Annotated in this window: 10 protein-coding genes; 1 reads left to right on the plus strand and 9 read right to left on the minus strand. The window is 43.9% G+C overall.

The annotated features are described in order from the left end of the window. Positions 1-112: 112 nt before the first annotated feature. From IPF37_06245 to IPF37_06260, 4 genes are all read right to left on the minus strand, one after another. Positions 113-745 (minus strand): hypothetical protein, encoded by a 633-nt coding sequence (locus IPF37_06245; protein QQR49118.1) that lies wholly within the window; start codon positions 743-745, stop codon positions 113-115. After that, on the minus strand, positions 738-2,816 hold the full coding sequence (locus IPF37_06250; protein ID QQR49119.1) for a hypothetical protein: 2,079 nt from the start codon (positions 2,814-2,816) through the stop codon (positions 738-740). The genes IPF37_06245 and IPF37_06250 overlap by 8 nt, the downstream gene beginning before the upstream one ends. 444 nt (positions 2,817-3,260) lie before the next feature. After that, complete coding sequence (locus tag IPF37_06255; GenBank protein ID QQR49120.1) at positions 3,261-4,205, minus strand: hypothetical protein; 945 nt, start codon at positions 4,203-4,205, stop codon at positions 3,261-3,263. Positions 4,206-4,358: 153 nt separating this feature from the next. Next, positions 4,359-6,563 carry a hypothetical protein gene (locus tag IPF37_06260; GenBank protein QQR49121.1) on the minus strand — a complete coding sequence of 735 codons (2,205 nt, stop codon included), beginning with the start codon at positions 6,561-6,563 and terminating at the stop codon, positions 4,359-4,361. Positions 6,564-6,821: 258 nt separating this feature from the next. Here IPF37_06260 and IPF37_06265 point away from each other — a divergent pair, with 258 nt between their 5' ends. Then, entirely contained in the window at positions 6,822-7,658 is an 837-nt protein-coding gene (locus tag IPF37_06265) for an Rpn family recombination-promoting nuclease/putative transposase (GenBank protein ID QQR49122.1), read from the plus strand. 158 nt (positions 7,659-7,816) lie between these two features. Here the strand turns inward: IPF37_06265 and IPF37_06270 are convergent, their stop codons facing one another. The 5 genes from IPF37_06270 to IPF37_06290 all read right to left on the minus strand — a co-directional run bounded on the left by IPF37_06270 (position 7,817) and on the right by IPF37_06290 (position 17,545). Beyond that, positions 7,817-10,306, minus strand: coding sequence for a hypothetical protein (locus IPF37_06270; GenBank protein QQR49123.1), 2,490 nt, complete (start codon positions 10,304-10,306; stop codon positions 7,817-7,819). A gap of 19 nt (positions 10,307-10,325) precedes the next feature. Continuing rightward, the gene (locus tag IPF37_06275) at positions 10,326-10,820 is read right to left on the minus strand and encodes a hypothetical protein (protein ID QQR49124.1); all 495 of its coding nucleotides are present in this window, start codon (positions 10,818-10,820) and stop codon (positions 10,326-10,328) included. Between the two features lie 36 nt (positions 10,821-10,856). Then, positions 10,857-12,257, minus strand: a complete 1,401-nt coding sequence (locus tag IPF37_06280) for a hypothetical protein (protein QQR49125.1) — start codon at positions 12,255-12,257, stop codon at positions 10,857-10,859. A gap of 188 nt (positions 12,258-12,445) precedes the next feature. After that, the gene (locus IPF37_06285; GenBank protein QQR49126.1) at positions 12,446-14,551 is read right to left on the minus strand and encodes a hypothetical protein; all 2,106 of its coding nucleotides are present in this window, start codon (positions 14,549-14,551) and stop codon (positions 12,446-12,448) included. 162 nt (positions 14,552-14,713) lie between these two features. After that, positions 14,714-17,545 carry a hypothetical protein gene (locus IPF37_06290; protein ID QQR49127.1) on the minus strand — a complete coding sequence of 944 codons (2,832 nt, stop codon included), beginning with the start codon at positions 17,543-17,545 and terminating at the stop codon, positions 14,714-14,716. Between the last annotated feature and the right edge of the window lie 4 nt (positions 17,546-17,549).

Below are 17,549 nucleotides of genomic sequence, written 5' to 3' on the forward strand. Positions count from 1 at the left end.
TCTTTCTTACCATATTTTTTTTGAATTGGAAAATTTTGCTTTTTGCGCATAGAAAAAGGGGCAACCGTGAGGCTGCCCCTTCAAGATAGTGTACTAGTTATATAAACTTAAGTTACGCCGTCGCGTTGATATTACTTAATCGTGCGATTGGTCGTTGTGGCATCTGTGGTAGTTGCGGTTCTTGTGGTTGTGCTGGGGCTGGTGCTGGTTGCGGTGCTGGCGTTATGGCTGGTTTTTGTGCCTGAGCCTGCGCTTGTGCTTTTTGTTGTGTTGCAGCCATGGCTGCCATAAATGGCGCAACAGCAGCAGCGACGGTTGTGTTAATAGCCAAGGCGGCAGCTGAAGCTGCATCGGCAACTGCTTCTTTTACCAAGGCGTCTGCATCACTAAATTCTTTTTGTGCTGCATCAACTTGTTGATTATCTCTGATGTTTGCGTCTCTTACTTGGCCAGAAAGATTTTCAATAAGATCAAGTAAGTTAGCGATATAGTTGCTTATACCGTTATGTTTGCGAACTTTGGTTGCCAAAGTTGTTGGCATAGCCAGCATTTGCGCGAGGTACTTTGTTACCGCAGCTTGTGCTTCTTCAACTGTTTTTGTACCTTCAGCTACTGCTTTTTTCATATTTTGCATGACGGTATTAATGCTTGTAACATTCATTGCGTCTTGTGCAATGTTTGCTTGTGCTGCTTGTGCCGCTAGATTGATTCTATCGGCAATGGTTACCAAGAGTTGTTTAGGCATTGCCAAAATAGCCGCTGAGGCTTTTTTCTATTTCTTGAGTATTGGCGTTAACTCTGGCGCGAACATCAACAAGGGCTTTATCAATATTATCGCTTACTTGTGCTTGTATTTGTGCAATCGTGTCATCAGAATCTGGGAGTAAGATGCCGTTTTCTTTGAGTACTGAAAGAAGTTTATTGACTGCCATAGACTTGCCTTGAGCAATAGCAAGTTTCGCGGTATCTTTAAGTACTTCTTGCGTTAAGTCCTTAGTTTGTTTTACCTGTCCTGTGACATCTTGAATGCGTTGTTTTTCGGCTTCTTGTGCTGTTGCAAGTTGCCCAGACACATCAACAATAAAGCCAAGTAAATGAGCAACATATGTTTGCATTTCGGGGTCTGATTTTATTGCCTTTATTACATTTGCTGGTGCGGTGAGCGTGGTGGAAAGCCCCTGAAGGATGTCTTGCTGTACTTGGTCGATGGTTTTTAGGCCAAGATCGATATCTTGTTGGGCTTTATCAACAATTTTTGTCATGCGATTAATTTCGCTTGCAACAATTACTTTTCCTTGTTCAATGGTTGTCTGAGCGAGATTGGTAGTGTTGAGAATTTGGCCAGTTGCAGCAGCAATAATCTGTTCTGGTTGAGAAAGCACGCTTTCAAGCGTATCGTTTGCTTGTTTGATGGTGGTATCAATTTGTGTTTGGATATCACTAGTCATTTTATTTATAGCAGTTGCAATGTTTGCTTGGGTTTCTGCTAGCATTTTGTTTGCTTGGTCGCCAATTGCTGAATCTTTTCCTTGAATAAGATTCAAAACATCTTCAGCAATAAGGATTTTTTGTTGGACGTCTGGCGGTAATTGTTTCAAAATAGCGTCGGAAACTGGCGCGCCGTTGCGAATGTCTTGGAGTGCGTTAACGACTGGTGCAGACGCGGGGATGTTTTGCTTTACCAAGGCAGCAATCAAGCTTGTCATATCCATTTGCATGCCGCCGGCCATTTGGTTCATTTGTCCGCTGCCTTGTGTTGACATGGTTAGCATCATTTGCATCATGCCTTGCATGCTTGGGTCGCCCATAAGCATTGGCAACATGGTCAACATGGCCATACCAGCCATACCAATACCGCTCAGTTGCACAGCGCTCGAGATGCCGCCTTTTTTGGCTTTTGCTTCATCTTTTGTCTCTCTACTTGTAGGCGTTGTATCAGAGTCTTTTGCAGGAGTCGGTTTTGAAGCCTCTTCTTCGCGCATTACGGTATGCTTTGTGCGGGCCTTCTTTGTTGGGAGTTCTTCTTCTGCCGCTGGAACTATTGGCTGAGTTTTTAGCTTTTTATTTGGATATAATCTTTTGAAGCGATCTTGAAAACTTTCTTCTTGAATAGTTGTTTTTTTTAAGAGTAATTTTTGTTTTTTGAGGTCCTCTGATTTGATAGATGCGAGTGGGCTTTTAATAGTTTGTTGTTTTGTTGGGTGTGGTATTGTTGCTGGCGTATGCTTTGAAGGCATTTTGCCTGTTCCGTAAGTAAAACTTTGTGTGCGGCGAAGCGGTTTTGGATCATCTTTTACCGATGGTGGGGGCAATTGATAAGAACTTTGTGAGCGACCAAGTTTTACAGGCCCTGCATAACTTGGAGCTGTTTTTGTTGGGGTTGCTCCTTGCCAAGTTTTTGGTTGGCTGGTGATGGGTGGTTGAGAGTGGAGCAACGGTTGGCTAGTGACTGGTACCTGTTTGCGGGGCATTGGCTTAGGTTCAAAGTCTACTCCTGGGTCTGTTGGGGCGGTTGTGCTGGTATCTTTAGGCATGGATTTGATTTTTGACTTGCCTCCCTTTACTGTTTCTATTACTTCCCCGGATTCCCAGCCTCCATCGTCTGTGTCTACTTTTGGAGTTTTTTTTCTTGGTGGCTTTGTTGGTATTGGTTCTTCGTGTTCGATTGGTGTGAGGTGTGGTTTGTGAGTTGTCGGTGGCATTGATCGTGGTCGTGATGCGGCATGTGCTGTCCGTTCGCTTACTACCAACAAAATTACCATGCTCATGGCAATTAAGCGCATAACGTTTTTTAAACTCAAACGAATCTTCATCATTATCTCCTTTTAAATAGTGACAATTCTTTTCTCTACTTAAAAATATCATAAAGAAAGGCCTTAATTCAACAGTTTTGATTATTTGAAAATAAAATACTATAGCGAGACGCTTTGCTCCTCCCAGCTTTGGTGGCCCGTTCAACCCATTCGACCCGACTTCGCATGCTTCGACAAGCTCAGTACGAGCGGGATACTACAACGGGCAGGCTAAGCTCAGGGTGAACGGCGGCAAGAGGCAAATAAAGTAAACAAAAAGCAACAAAGTTTTTATTTCGTAGGGATATAAAAATTTTATATGTCGTTTGTTCTGAATCCCGTTCGCCCTGAGCTTAGCCTGCCCGTCGTAGCTTTAGCGAAGTCGGGTCGAATGGGTTGCACGGGCAATGAAAAAGGGGATGCGCTTTCCGCATCCCCTCAAAGCTTATTACTTGTTAAGGTTTGTTTTTAACGAGGAGGTAGTGGTGGTGCATCAGCCTGCGGTATTGCTGCTGGAACATTTATGTAACGAGTTGGTCTTTGTGGTGGGGTTGGTGCTGATGGAGCTGGTGTTTGTGAAAGTTGCGACTGTGACGGAATGTCATTGCTAAAAGCGGCAGGCTGCTGTGGTCTTGGTGGAGGTGAGTAAGTTGGCTTTGGTGGGATTGCTCTTTCTCGTGCTGCTGCTTTTGCTGCTGCTTGTGCTGCCTCGTCTGCTGCTTTTAATTCGCGAAATTCTGATTGGTTTAAGATTTTGTCCTTATTGCTTCGAAAGTCGCGTGGATTGCTGATAACTATTTCCTCTTTTTTTGGCTTTAAAATGTTGGCAACTTTATTTGCGGTACGACCGAAGATGCTTTGTTTGGGTTGAGGTTGGCCCGGTTGTACCGTTTGTGGTGCTGCATACTGGCTGGGTCTGGGTGTTTCTTGGTTAATTTTACTCACTGTTTTAGGAGGTACATGATATGCGCCAGGGCTTTCCGGATATTTTGACGTTGGATGAAATTGGCTTGCTTGTTGTGTTGTGTAAGCCGGTGCCGGAGTGGCGTGGGTTGGAGCTGGTCGTCGGAGGACACTTGGGCCCTGCATTTCAACGTCTCGCTCCAATTGGCGTCGATGTTGCTCAACTTGTGTGTTTTGTGGAGCTGAAGGTGGCGTGAAGTATTCTTGTGTGCCATGCGGAGTTGGTGCTTTTTGTCTGAGGACGCTTGGGCCCTGCATTTCAACGTCTTGTTCTAATTGGCGTCGATATTGCTCAACTTGTGCATTTCTGGTGACGGGGTGAGCTGTGCTAGTTTCTCTTGGTGGCCCAAAGAAAAAATCTCGTACGCGGCTTGTAACGCCAGCATTCAGGTCGGTGCTTACGAATGTAAGCACGAGGCCTACGAGTGCCAAACCATTATTTTTCTTCATAAATATATCTCCAATTTGTAAAACAACAATTAAAATTCCTTTAATCAAAGCTTATCAAATCTGTGACTTTGATTTCAATGATATGCAAAAACTGAGGTAATTATGTTGTATGAGGACGCAATAAAGCGTCCCTTTTTGCTTTTTTTCAGTAGTTTATTTTGGCGTTGGTGCGGGTTCTGGAATTGGTGGTTGTGCCGGTGGTGGCGTTGGAGGAGTTGCCAGTGCTTTGATTCTATCTCGTTGAGCTGTTGCTTCTGCTGATTTTTTACTTGCAGCGTCAAAGGCTTCTTGTGCCTGCTCAACACGGTGTCTGTTTAAGAAATTGTCATTTTCTTGTTGTTTTTCTCGTGCGCTGATGAGCGCTGCGTGGCTATTCTGAAAATCTGAGTGTGCGCGAGCGACTGTCGCTTCTTCTTGTGTTAATTGTTCTTCAACGGTTGGCGCCGGTTTCTTTGATGGTTTTCTGGCTTCTTGTTCTTCTTTTTCTAAGTTATTGGCTTTTCTGATTGCTCTGACTGCGTCCTGCCTGATGACGAGTTTGTCTTGATAGTCTTGCTCGCTAAGTTCTTGCCCCGCCTTTACTTTTTTGTCGAGAGCTGCAAGGAATTGTTTTTCTTTTTGCTGTAAGCGGGCAACTTCTTGTTGTGCTTCGGTAAGATCTTTTTGTATTTTTTGGTGAGGAGTCAAGAGCAGTTCTGGTTTTTTTGCTTGCTCTTCAGTAAGTTTGCGAGCGGTTTCTGCTGGATCTTCGCCAATTTTTTGAACAGTAGCTTTATGCGCTGCGTTGTTGAGTTGAGTTTTTGTTGCTTTGGGATGTTGTTGTTTGAGCAGTTCTTTTTCGTTATCAAAAATTTCGTTATAGGTACGTTTGTATTCTTCAGGACTCGATTGTGCAATTTCTTTGAATACTTTGTAAACTCTCTTGCCGCCACGTTGTATAGTATTTTGTAACTCTTGATGTGCCGCGCTAATGTTGCGCAGGTACTCTTCGTCGTCCGGAGTTTTTGGATTTTTTTGTGATATTTTTTTATACTCTCGTTCTAGCAAGGCTCGTTTTTCTTGCGCTGCTCCTATATTTTGCGTCAATTCATCGATCAACTTATTTTTATCGTCCACGCTTCTATATTGTTCTTTGTTTTTGGTATGATGTTCGAGCGTTATTTTTAAGTCGTCGAGGTCTGGGTGGTGGATTATACCATCAATTTGTTGACGCCTTTTTTCTTCTTTGGTGAGAACTTTTGGTGCCGGAGTCTTCTTTTCTTCTTTTGGCAGTTCAGGCTTTTGTGGTTCTTCTTGTTTCTTTTTTTCTTCTACCGGTTGAGGTTTTGCTTTGGCTTCTGGTTTGGTGCCGATTGCTCTGATGGTGGCTTTTTCTGCATCTTCGTGGAGTTGTTTATCCGTGTAAGGGATTCCTTCTTTGTTATAATATTTTTTGAGTTGCTTTTTTTGATCTGCAAGGACAATCGCGTTGACTTGGTCATATGTTTCCGGATTTACGTTTTCTTTGGGTATATTCTTGAAGTGCGCAATCAGTTGTTCTGTTCCTTTGCTTGCATTTTTTTCAAACGCTTTTCGTTGGTCAGGGATGCCTTGCGCATGACTTGAAAGTGGATCAATCTGTTCTTTTTCGCTGAGTTTGGCTGCCTTGTTGTTGGTATTTTCTATCAGCAGGGAAAGGTTTTTGATCTGTTCTGTTGGTTGTAAAGCTCGATCTGGTTTTTGATTAATCATGATGAGGAGTGGATCTTCTTGTGGTTTTTCGGCCATAATTTTGGCAACGTGGGCATCACGTTCTTCAGCTCTTTGTTTGCTTTTTACCATGAGAGATAGAGCATAAGGACTCAATGGTGCCTTTGGTTTGACTTCTGGAGTAGGGATTTGTGCTTGGTTGTTTTTTGGCTGAAAAAAACTTGCGACTGCTGGGTGAGCGTTGGTTAATTTAGTTTGTACGGCAGTTTTTAATTCTTGAGCTTTAGCTTTTGGTGCGTGATGCAGGTCTAGTGCTGGTGCTACGAAATAGCCGAATGTTCTTTTTATCTGGTTTTTTGCTTTATTGAGTTGTTCTTTAACGTGATCTAAAGTACTTTTGGGTGGTTGATGCGAGGTTTCAATTTCTTGGTAGGGGGTGGTATGAGAAGTTGTGGGCCTGTGTGATTTTGTTGGTGCTGATGAAACTGGGATTTCAGATTGAACTTTTGGTTTTGTGCGGATGTTTTCTGGTCCTTGGTTTTTATTCAGTATTTCTGGCATTGTTCGTTCAGTGTCTGGTCTGATTGTTCGTCTGAATGCTGCTGGTGCGCATGGGCTATTCAAGCCAAGTGCTAACAATACAAAAAGTACACATTTTCTAAATTTCATCCCGAATCTCCTTTTTTAATAGCTATTATTTTCTATTTTGATTTTAGTTGATTGTTGTGCCTAAAAGCAACAATTTATGCAGAAAATAGGATCATGCAACCTTTCTATTGGCAGAAAAAATTACGGCAGAAGGGATTGGTGGCTTGATTTTTTTAATGGAGCATTTTAATACAAAAACTGCTATAATGGATCCATAATGCTCTATGAAAAAATAAAACCTGAAGTTCAAAAAATTAAAGAAAAAGTAAGAGGAAAACAATGAGATTCTTAAGTCCTACAACCGATATTGCCTTTAAAAAATTGTTTGCCAGCCAAGAGCGTGCAGATCTCACGATTAGCTTTTTGAACAGTGTTTTAGAACGCCGAGAGGGCGAGCTTATTACGCAGGTTCAGATTAATGATACTGCCAACAAACCGATAACCAAAGACTTGGAAAGAACCTTTGTTGATGTTCATTGTACCGATCAAAAAGGCCAAAAGTACATCATTGAGGTTCAGGTTGAAGATGAGCGTAATTTTATGGAGCGGGCACAATTTTATGCCTCATTTTTTCTTACTCGCCAGCTTGAAAAAAGAACGCCCTACGCCGACTTGGTGCCGGTAATTTTTGTTGGCGTTCTTGATTTTAGCCTTTTTAAAGACAATCAAGATTATCTGAGCCACCACCTGATTATGAATAACAAAACGGGTATACGTACGCTCAGGCATTTGGAATGGCATTTTGTCGAACTCAAAAAATTTACCAAGACACTTGAAGAACTTGAGACGCAGCTTGAAAAATGGACGTATTTGTTAAAACATGCCCACGAAATGAGTCAAGTGCCAGCGACCATGAAAACCGACCAAGAGTTAGTCACCGCTTTTGATGTTTTGGAGCAACACCACTGGACAGAAGCAGACCTTCAAAAATATTATGCTGAGCTTGATATCTGGCGTTGTGCGGTGGATTTAGAGCGTGGTGCTCGAAAAGAAGGTCGAGAAAAAGGGCTCGAAGAAGTAGTAAGAAATATGTTGGTTGATGGACTTAGTATTGAAAAAATAGCAGCTTATACTGGATTGACTATTGAACACATTCAAAAACTAAAAAAAGATTAAATCCCGTATGTCCCGTTCCCGTATGTCCTGCCTGCCCGTCGAAGCTCGTAGAGCGAAGTCGGGAGCTTGTCGAAGGACGAAGGACGAAGGATTTGAGCGGTCTCTTTTTATCTCTCAACGGTAAAAAATTCTTTATTGAGGCGCAGCCTCTTGTTTTGCTACGGCATATTATACGCTGGCGGCGGCCCTTGCGGCACGGCAAGCTGCGGTGCTGGACTTTGCGTTGGTGGTTGCTGTGCCGACATTGGTCTTGCTTCAGTTGTCGGCTGGCGTGCGCCTGCGCTAACTGGTGCCACTGGTATTATGTTTAATCCTTGGATATTGAATCCTTCTGGTGTGCTACCAATTTGTTGTTGAGATTGCTGTGGTTGGTTCATAGCGCCAGCTCCAGCTCCAGCGTTTCGTGCTATTAATTCCAAAAGAGATGGTTTTTTCTTCGCTTCTGGTTCAGCTGCTGTGGTTCCTTCAGCTTCTGTTTTAGCTTTTGCTCGAATTGCTGCCAGTTCTTGTACGCCTACTTTTTGTTGGTCTTGTGATATGTTGTGAAGATTTTGTAATTGTTGAGTGCCTGGGTTGAGCGCTGGCGTTGATGCTGGGGGTGACGAAGTCAAAGGTGCTGGAAGCGGAGCTAATGCTATTGGTGCTTGCGTTGCGAGCGGTTTTACGCTTTCGCCTGGTTTGGGTGGTTGTATTGCGCTTGCCTCAGGAGCTATTATTGCGGGCGTTGGCAGTGCTGGTAGCGGCGTGGTTGGACGAGTTGGTGGGGTTACCGCCGGGCGCGCGGGCGGTGTTGGTGGGGCAGGGAGCTTTGGTATTTCAAATGACGGGTTAGTTAAATTTTCAAATTTGGCTGCTTTTACGCCAATTTCTTTATCAATTGCTGCTTTTCGTTCTGGTGTGGCGGTTGCTTTCTCGGCCATAAGTTTTTTCATGTCAGCGCTTATTTTTAATGCTTCAGCTCGTCCTTGCTTCAAGTTACTGTTCAAGTCAGTAACGGCTTTTTGTTCAAGTGATATAATTTTTTGCTTTATGCTTGGTGATTCTGGATCAAACTTACGCAGCTGTTTTTGTTGAACAACAAGCTCGTCTTCAATTTGTTTTCTTTTCGCCGTGACATCAGGAGCTTCACCTTCTTTTGGTGTGCCAAGTTTTTCAAGTTTTATATACTTTTTGGTCATGCTGCTTTCAATGGCATCGTAGTTTTTTTGCGCTTGCTCGGTGAGGGTTTCTTTGATTTCTCTTCGTTTTGCTACAATATTTTGGTTTTCTAAATTACTTAAAGCGCGCTTACCCAAAACATCTTGCTTGTAAGCTTCAAGTTCTCCTTTAACTTTTTTTGCCGCTTGCGGGTCGTTGGCGTATTTGGCGTTGAGTGCAATCTCTTTGGCCTTGATTGCTGCCTGATCTTTGGCATTCATTATTTTTTGGTTTGTGCTTGATTGCTTAAATTTTTCAAAAGTGCTGACAGTATTACGTGCCGTTAATTTGAGGTCGGTTTTCGATCGGTTCCAATCTTCACGCACTCGCGCAAAGTCTCCTTTTGCTTGTGCCCAACCTGCTGTTGAGCGTGCCCAGTCTTCTTTTATTGCTTTGGTTGGATTTTTAAAAAAATCGGTAAATTTTTTAGTGTCGCGTCTTACATCGCCAATGGTCAGGTTGTAAAGCATGCCGCGGTCTCTCATTGCTTGATCACGCAGCTCGGCTCGTGCGGTTGTGTGAAGATTGCCTGATTTGAGACCAGCAAGATAGTCATCGCGTGACATGCCGATGTCTTTTGCTTTGGCATCATATTTGGCGAGTGTTTTTTTGTCGCCAGTTGCTTGTGCTTTTTCAATTTCAGCAACGCGCTTTGTCATAATTGCCTGTTCTTTTTCTTGAGCCTTTTGCGCTTTTAGTTCGCGTTTGCTTGGTTTTGGTGATGATGCTGGCGAGGTGTCTGATTCATAAGCACTTTTTTTTGTACCAGTGCTTGAATACATTGATTCTTTTGAAGAGCCATAAGGGCTCGATGCGCTTGGAGCATACCGACTACTGCCGATGCTGACTGGTGCGTAGGCACTTGATGAGGCTGGAGCGCCATACTTGCTTTCTGCTTGAGCTGCTTTTTGTTGGTCTTTCGTTTGTGCCGAGCGTTGAAAAAGACCAGGTATGCTGTCCGCAATTTTATCTTGCATGACACCTATTTTTTTAGTAACGCGTGCGTTTATTTCTGCGAATTTAGCATTCGCTTTTTCAAGGCTTGTTTTCGGTTGTTTTACCGCGGTGCTGGTTGGTTGAGCGGGAGCTGGTTGCGAGGTTGGCGCTGTCGCTTGCGGTTGTTTTGCCACGGTACTGGTTGGCTTGGCGGGAACCCATTTATTTGCTGGTTGCGAGGTTGGAGCACCGGCTGGTTCTGGTGATGTTGTTGTATGAGATTTAAGTAATGCCTGAGATTCTTCTGCAAAATTTGGTTGTTTAGTTTTTTTGCCAAAAATACCGGCGGTACTTTTATCACTTTGTTGTTTTTGTTCACCCAAAAGCCTTTTACCCATGGTTGAGCTTCTGAGAGTACTGAAAATTTTTGCTGCTGCGTGCATTGGTACAAACGTGCTGTTAGTAAGGACTATCATTACCAGAACGCGAAAAAAAATATGAGCAGTTCGTATCATTTTTTTTCCTTTGGCACAATCATTTTTTTGCTGTTATGTCGCACTTTTCTTGCAGTGCGAGCAGGGCTTGGGTGCCGTATCGTGCTTTAATTTTGGTTTCAAGTTCAGTGATTTTTTTGTGAACTGTTTGGTTGGCATTGCTGGCTGGCATGTTTTGATAAAGTACTTTTAGCTTTGTTTGCTGGCGTTGTTGGCGCAACGATTGGTCGGTGCCCCAGCAGTAACTTCCACCAACCACAAACATAACATCCTTGGCCGTTTTTTTTATTGTTTTGCCGGCATACGTAAAAATGCTTTCTTGTGGAAGCTCGTCCGGGCCGGCGTTGAGCGCGGTAATAGCATACGAAGTTGCCAAGATGCCACCTGCGATAAAAAGTTTTATTTTAAGGCCTGTTTCCATCAGTCTACCTTTTTTATTTTTTAAACAAGTTTTGATGTGTTTTGTGCTGTTGGTATGACTGTAGCATGGTGGGTGGGGGGATGCAATGGTTTGAAAAAGAATGAGGGGACACATTGCTGCATCCCCTCATTGATTGCTTTTATGATTTGTCTATCGTGTTGGTTTCGGCGGCAATTGATTTCTTAGTTGATCAAGATCGGCAGCAGTGGCATTTGGATCACTTGCTATTTTTTTAAGGATGCTCATTTGACCAGGGGCAAGTTGACCCTGCACTTGATCCATGTGGGATCTAAGATCTTGATATGCTTGGCCGTGAGATCGTTGTGCATTGCTTGTTATAGGCGTTCTGTTTCCGCTGAAAACATTTAAATCTCCTACTGCGGTAGGGTTATTTCGATCGAATCCTCGATCTTGAGTTGATTTAGCTCCTGGAAGAGGAGCTGAGATATTTAATCTTGATGTTTCTGTTACGTTTGGCGTTGACGTTGGAAGCGCTGGTGGTGTTGATGTTGGCAATGCTGGTGGTCTTGACGTTGGCAATGCTGGTGGTCTTGATTGTACGCCTGGCGCATCAGTGTCTTGTTGTGGTAATACTGGTGCAGATGGTCGAGGCATAGATCTTCGCATGTCGATATCTGCATTTGATGTAAGCCTTGGGGCTACAGATGCTCCACCGACTGACGCTGTTGGTGCTGCTGGTGGGGTTGGTGCTGCTGGTGGGGTTGGTGCTGCTGGTGGGGTTGGTGCTGCTGGTGGGGTTGGTGCTGCTGGTCCACCACGGCGTTGTTGGATTGGTGCTACTGGCGCAGCTGGTTGCGCGATGACTGGTGCTGCTGGTGGGAGTGGTGCTGCTGGTGCTGGAGAGCCTGCTGGTTGAAGAGGTTTGTCGGGGCTTTGGGTCGCGGGTCTTTGTTGACGACTTTGCATCTCAGCTTGTATTCCTGCAACTTGGCCTGCGGCGGCCTTTTTGTCTTTGCTATAAGCCCTGGAAGCTTTAAAGTATTGAACAGGACTTAAAACTTTTTGTACCGGACTATATTGTGGTTTTTGCAATGGTGCACCCACTGCTGGTTGGTGTCGTGCTGGTCCGCTTGGTGTAGTGAGGCTTTGATAAGCTGATCCTGCAGCTCTTTGTACCGCTTGAGCTGGTTGTGCAAGATAATCACGAATGCCTTTTGATTTTGTCGCAGGTGCTTCGTGTACGAGGCTTCCCGCTAGCTGACCTTGAGCACCGCGGACGGCCCCGCCACGAGGAGCTGAGCCAAAATCTGTCTTTAATACTTGAACAGGCTGAGCGGTTTTTCCTCTCCAAGCTTCTTGTACTGTTTGGACGGGACTTTGCAGAGCGCTTTGAAATTTTTGCCACGTGCTTTTCTTCGGTTGTTCGATGGTAACGGGTTGTGCTGCTTGATGGAAGGCTTGTCCTGGTTGAGGTGCTTGGTGTTGGCCACCATGAGAAGCAGGTCTTCTGCCCGCAGCTGACACTTGTACCGCCGTGCCCATCAACAAGCACGCAACGAGCAAGGCGCTCAATCTTTGCATATTTTTCATACTCTCTCCTTATTTTAAAAAAACGAACTTTTCATCAATTTATTATCTACTACCTTGATTGTATCAAGTGCGATTGAAAAAAAGCAATAATTTATTCAAATAATAAATTATTTAAAAAAGGAAGAGGGGCGCATTGCTGCATCCCTCGGCTGATTTTTGTTTATGATTATGAGTTAGTAGTGGAGATATTAATCATAATTCATGCTTCTGCGACGGTTGGCTATATTCTCTGCGAGAGAGTCGAAAAGAGGATTTGTCGATTGTGGTGGTGCAGATTTTGGTCTTTCCTGAGTCGGTCTTAACGCTGTACCTTGTCTGATTTGATCGAGTAGGGCGCTTCTTGAGTCAGCTGGTTGGGCTGGTGCGGGAGTTGCTGATACTGCTGGAGCTGAAGCGTTACTTTGAGCCGGCGGAGCTGGTGGGATTAGAGCTGATTTTGGTCTTAAGTCTGGCGCTGGGCCTGGTGGGGGTGGTGGCGTTTGTACCAGCGGGGCTGGAAGTGCGGCTTGTGGTTGCTGCGGTGTGGTTACTGCAGTTTTGGGTGCTTGAGTTGATGAAACTTGTTGAGCTTTTGTTTCTGATTGAACTTGAGATTCCAAAGCTTTAACGTTTTTCCTTGATGCGAGTGTTTTTTCTACTAAAATACCTGCTTCTTTTGCGGCAGCGTTGCTCTCTGCTGATCTAGGCGCTAATTTTTCAGCATCGGCATATTTTTTCTTTGCTATCGCAAGTGCTTCTTGATGAGCAACTTGCTCTTGTTTGGCAAGAGCCAAATTTCTTTCGTTTTCTGTCTGAAGTGGTTGACTTGGTGCAGTAGCTGGCGGATTGTTTTTAGGTGTTCGGGGTGACATTGGTGCTGGAGTAAGTGGACTATCTGGAGCCGTTGGGGTTACTGCTGGTGTATCTTTTGGCACGTGTGTGACTAATGATGTTGGTTTTGCTTGGGTTGGCGAAACTTGTGGAGCGTCTTGTGTTGCTGGGATAGCCGGGAGCGGTTGTCCTGCGTGTGGGTTGACAGGTTTTGTTCTTGGTGGGCGTGCCGGTGCTTCTATCCCTAGAGCTTGTTGAGTTAATGCTGCTGCAGGTACTTGGCCAAGATTGACCGTTTTGGGCCGATCTTCAAACGATACAGTTACGCTTGCTTTTGGTTGTACTGGTGCTGGGCCTGCATCTTGCTTTGCTTGTACGCGAGCGGCTTCCGCGATCATCAATTCATCACGTAGTTTTTGTGGCAGCTGTCCTTTGCGAACGTTTGTTGGTGCGCTAATTTCTATTGGTGCTTGCACAGGTTTTGGTGGCAACAACGATCGAGCGCTTTGTTTAACTTGTTCTATTTGTTCTCCTGCCGTAGTTTTAAACGCGCCAATTTTGCCAGAGGCTCTGTGTTGCAAGTCTAATACTTTATTTATGTGCGGTGCTAGTTGTGCTGTGGCTGTTTCTTGGAAACGAGTTGCTTTCTCTGTAGCCATTCTTTTCAGGTCGGTTGCGCGTGACGTTACTGGTTCTAATCTATTTTTTATTACTGTTTTTGCGTAGGAAGTAAAACCTTTACCCAAGCTTGTTTGTTCTTTTGATGCTTTTTCATATGCTTTATCTGCTTTTGCTTGTTGCTTCGGTTTTGCGTTTGTACTGAAAAGGTGTTGAGATACGGTTTGGGTTGCCCTAACTTTTGCATCAGCTCGTTTTTGTAGCTGTGTTTGTAGTTTGGTTTGCACTGGGTTGATAACGTATTTATCTGTTTTTTTAGCAGCAAATTTTGCTGCGCCTCCAGCTTTGTCGATGACAAAAGCTCCCGCTTTTCCATATTGTTTTGCAGCATATGCACCAGCACTTACTGCTTGTTCAGTTTTTATGCCAACGGCATGGCCTGCTCGTCCGGCTGGTGTGCTGAATTTTGATGCGGTACCGCCTTCGGCGTAAGCGTGGGAGAGGCTGCCAGTAAATTGTTTTGTAGCTTGGACCGGAGCAGAACTACCTACCTTTTCTTGAACACGGCCGAAGTAGCTTTGTTGTTGTTTTGATTCCGCAGGTGTACCTAGTACTTTCAGTCCGCCTTGTGCTTCCGGCCCAGAAAATTCCATAAAACCTTTGGCTCCGCCTTTTTGTGCTGTTTCCAACGTCCTTTTTCGCTCGGCAGACTGATTTACTGCTTGGTACGATTCTGTTGGTGTCGATGCTGGTGCGTGTGTTGAACCTCCAGAAAAGAAGTTCCTTACCTTTTGCATGGCATGCGCGCACGGGCTGTTCAAGCCAAGTGCGATAAGCACAAAAAGCACATATTTCATAAACTTCATTATAAAACTCCCTTTTTAATGGTTATTATCTCCTTGTTTTTATTTTAGTTCATTGGTTGATAAAAAAGCAATAATTTATACAAATATAATTTTATTGGCGGGGGGGGCGGGGACGCATTGCTGCGTCCCCCGAAAATTCTATAAAAGTTCAAAAACTGATTATCAAAGACCGAGCTGGTCCTTTAATTCTTGGTCATATTTGGCCTGTTCTTCAGGCGTTAGTGCTGAAAGCCTTTTGCGTTCGGCCTTATTTACTGCTTGTTGTGTTTGCGCTGGTGCCAACTCACTTTTTGCTTGAGCTGCAAGATCTTTATCTTTACTTTGTGCCTCTTTTTTGAGATTGGCTATTTGCTGGTTTGTTTCTTTTATTTTGATTTCGATATTCAAGCGATCAAAAATTCTGTCCGCAGGAGCAACGTTGTCTCGAAACGCAGCGCTTTGTTTTTTAGTAATAACGCCATCTTTAATTGCTTGGTCGATGAGGCTTGGTAATGCCTTGGCGCTTTCTACTTCTCGTTGTGATTGTACGACTTGTTGTTGTGCTTTTTCTATTGCTGCCAACTTGGCTTCCAGAGGTTTTATTTGATTTTCAACCCGTTTGCCTTCTGGTGTTAACGACTTATCAGGATTGCGATAAATGGCGTAAAGCGGGTTTTCTGGATCATTGAGCCCTTCTTTGTGTGATGCCAGCATTGCTTGAGCATTTGCTTTTTGACTTTGTTTATTCGCGTTGTCGGTTTCGGCTTGTTTTAATTTTGCTTCTGCTGCGGCAATACGAGTAGTGTCTTTTTGTTGTTCAGGGGTTGTTATGCTTGGGCGTGCTGTTGGAGCTGTTGGTTGTATTAGTTTTTTATCTGCTGGTTTTTGTGCTGCTATTTCTTCAGGCGTTAATTCATGGCGTATCTTGAGGGTGTTTTTATTGCTGATTTGTTTTTGTTGTGCGACTTTAAGTAATCTTTCTGCGCGCGCAACGGCTTCTGGTCTTGCATTATTTTTGTTAGAGATGGTTGCTTTGTATCCTGCTATCTCCGCGTCAGTTTTTTTAATAGCTTGTGCCATTTCAAGACGACTGATAATTTTGTCAGCTGGTGCAGTGCTCTTTCTGTGCGCCTTGGCTTGTTCTGGCGTGATGGCGCCATCTTTTACCGCTTTGTCGATAAGATCTGGCAGCTTCTTTGTATTATCTAATTCGGTGTTTGCGTGCTTGAGTTTGGCGGCTGCTTGCTTGGCCGGTCCTTGCAGCTTAAAAGCTTCTTTTTCGGCGGCAATATATTTTTGAAGTAATTTAGTGCCAGCTGAATCACTCAGGTCTCTTTTTGTTCTTTTTTGAGCATCTAATTCTTCTACTTTTTTCTGTGCTGCTGCTAACGCTTTTTGTTTGGCGTCATGGTCAGCTTGAGCTTGTTCGACGATTGCTTGTGCTGATGTTATGCGCGCTTGATCTTTTTTATGTAGTGGTGGTGCTGCTGGTTGAGCTGGTTGCTGTAAGCTTGGGTAGCTTGCTTGTTTTGCTTCTGCTGCGGGTGTTTCTTGAGCTGCTTTTTTTGCTTCTTTTGAAGGGGCAAAAAGTATTGCCTGTTGTTTTTCATGTTCTGCGCGTTTATCGTAGCGCTTATTCAAAAGACCTACAAAAAGTATATTGTCTGGATTTGCTTTGTACTCTTTTTCAAATTTTTCTATTTCTGCATTATTTTGTTTAATATCTTTCAAAAGTTGAAGGCGTTTTGCTTGTTTTGTAACAGAAGCCCCATCGCCTTGAATTGCTTTGTGTTCCTCAGCGCCGATGGCGCCATCTTTGAGTGCGGCTTGAAGGTCTTGGTCCAACTGAGCAGCTTTTTTTGCTGCCCGTTGTGCCGATTTTGCTGAAGCAACGGATGTTGATAGCGCTGGTGGGGCTACTGGTTTTGGTGTTGGTTGAGCTGGCGTTTTTTCGGGTTGTTGTGCTGGCGATGAAAGTTTAGATGCTTCGTATGCAGATTTTTTTTCATTATAATTCTTAAAACCGGCCATATATTCGTTAAGTATAATCTTTTTATATTCTTTAACGTTGTGTGTTGATTGGTTAGATTGTTCATAGCTGTCTATTTCTCTCATTGCTTGTTCGAATTTTGCTTTTTTTGCAAGGTATTCTTTTTCGCTATGTTTAAATTCTTGTTTCAAGTCTTCTGGTGTTTTTTTTGTGTGAGTAGTTGTTGGTTGGTCTGGGGTTTTTGCTGGTTCTGGAATAGCTTTTGCCGCTTCGTGGGTGATAACAAATTCCCCGAGAGCAGCATCGAAATTTTTATTAAGTTTGTCTAATTTTTTTTGTTTTTGTCGTGAGTCTTTCGCGTTTTCAAGATCGGCTCGTTGTTTTGCATTATCTTCAACAATTGCATCAAGCCCGCTTCTTTTTTCGGCAAATTTTGTGTTGATAGCTTGTCTTTCTGGAGAGAGAGGGATTGGCTGGATTGGTTTTGAAGGTTTTTCTGCGGTTGCTCTGAATTTTGCTGCTTGATCGATTGATGCTTGTGGTGATGGGCTTGTTGGTAATGGTGGTTCGCTAGGTCTTTGCGTTAACGGTGGCGTTGGTGTTGGCATGCCTGGGCGGGGTGTGTTTGAGGTGCGAAATCTTGCGGGGCCTCTGCTTGTTGAAGGCTGTCCGTAGCTTGGCGTAGTTGCTTTTTCTGATGATTGATGCGTTGCTGCCGTGTAGCTTGCCGCTGGTGTTGGTTTTATTTCTACAAATTCAGGTTTGCTTATTGTCATGCTGCGTGGGTTAATAAAAGTAATTACTTTGTTTTTTGTCGTATTAAAAAAACTTGGTCTTTTGGTTGATGCTGGTTCTTCAGGTCCTATGCCTTTGCCACCAGCTTTGCGTGCAACGCTTGCTCTATCAATGGGTTGGCTTGGTTCTGATGCAGTTCGACGATTGAATAGTTTTGACATGGCATTTGCACATGAGCTTTGCATGCTCAGCATAAGCAGCATGAGTAGTGCATATTTTTTTAACTTCATTCTA

It is taken from the genome of bacterium, from assembly GCA_016699045.1.
Taxonomy (GTDB): domain Bacteria; phylum Babelota; class Babeliae; order Babelales; family RVW-14; genus AaIE-18.

Coding starts and splice junctions, on each gene's coding strand:
- IPF37_06285 (QQR49126.1), bottom strand. CDS start 14,551: ATGAAGTTTATGAAATATGTGCTTTTTGTGCTTATCGCACTTGGCTTG.
- IPF37_06275 (QQR49124.1), bottom strand. CDS start 10,820: ATGTGTCCCCTCATTCTTTTTCAAACCATTGCATCCCCCCACCCACCA.
- IPF37_06290 (QQR49127.1), bottom strand. CDS start 17,545: ATGAAGTTAAAAAAATATGCACTACTCATGCTGCTTATGCTGAGCATG.
- IPF37_06260 (QQR49121.1), bottom strand. CDS start 6,563: ATGAAATTTAGAAAATGTGTACTTTTTGTATTGTTAGCACTTGGCTTG.
- IPF37_06265 (QQR49122.1), top strand. CDS start 6,822: ATGAGATTCTTAAGTCCTACAACCGATATTGCCTTTAAAAAATTGTTT.
- IPF37_06250 (QQR49119.1), bottom strand. CDS start 2,816: ATGATGAAGATTCGTTTGAGTTTAAAAAACGTTATGCGCTTAATTGCC.
- IPF37_06255 (QQR49120.1), bottom strand. CDS start 4,205: ATGAAGAAAAATAATGGTTTGGCACTCGTAGGCCTCGTGCTTACATTC.
- IPF37_06280 (QQR49125.1), bottom strand. CDS start 12,257: ATGAAAAATATGCAAAGATTGAGCGCCTTGCTCGTTGCGTGCTTGTTG.
- IPF37_06270 (QQR49123.1), bottom strand. CDS start 10,306: ATGATACGAACTGCTCATATTTTTTTTCGCGTTCTGGTAATGATAGTC.
- IPF37_06245 (QQR49118.1), bottom strand. CDS start 745: ATGCCTAAACAACTCTTGGTAACCATTGCCGATAGAATCAATCTAGCG.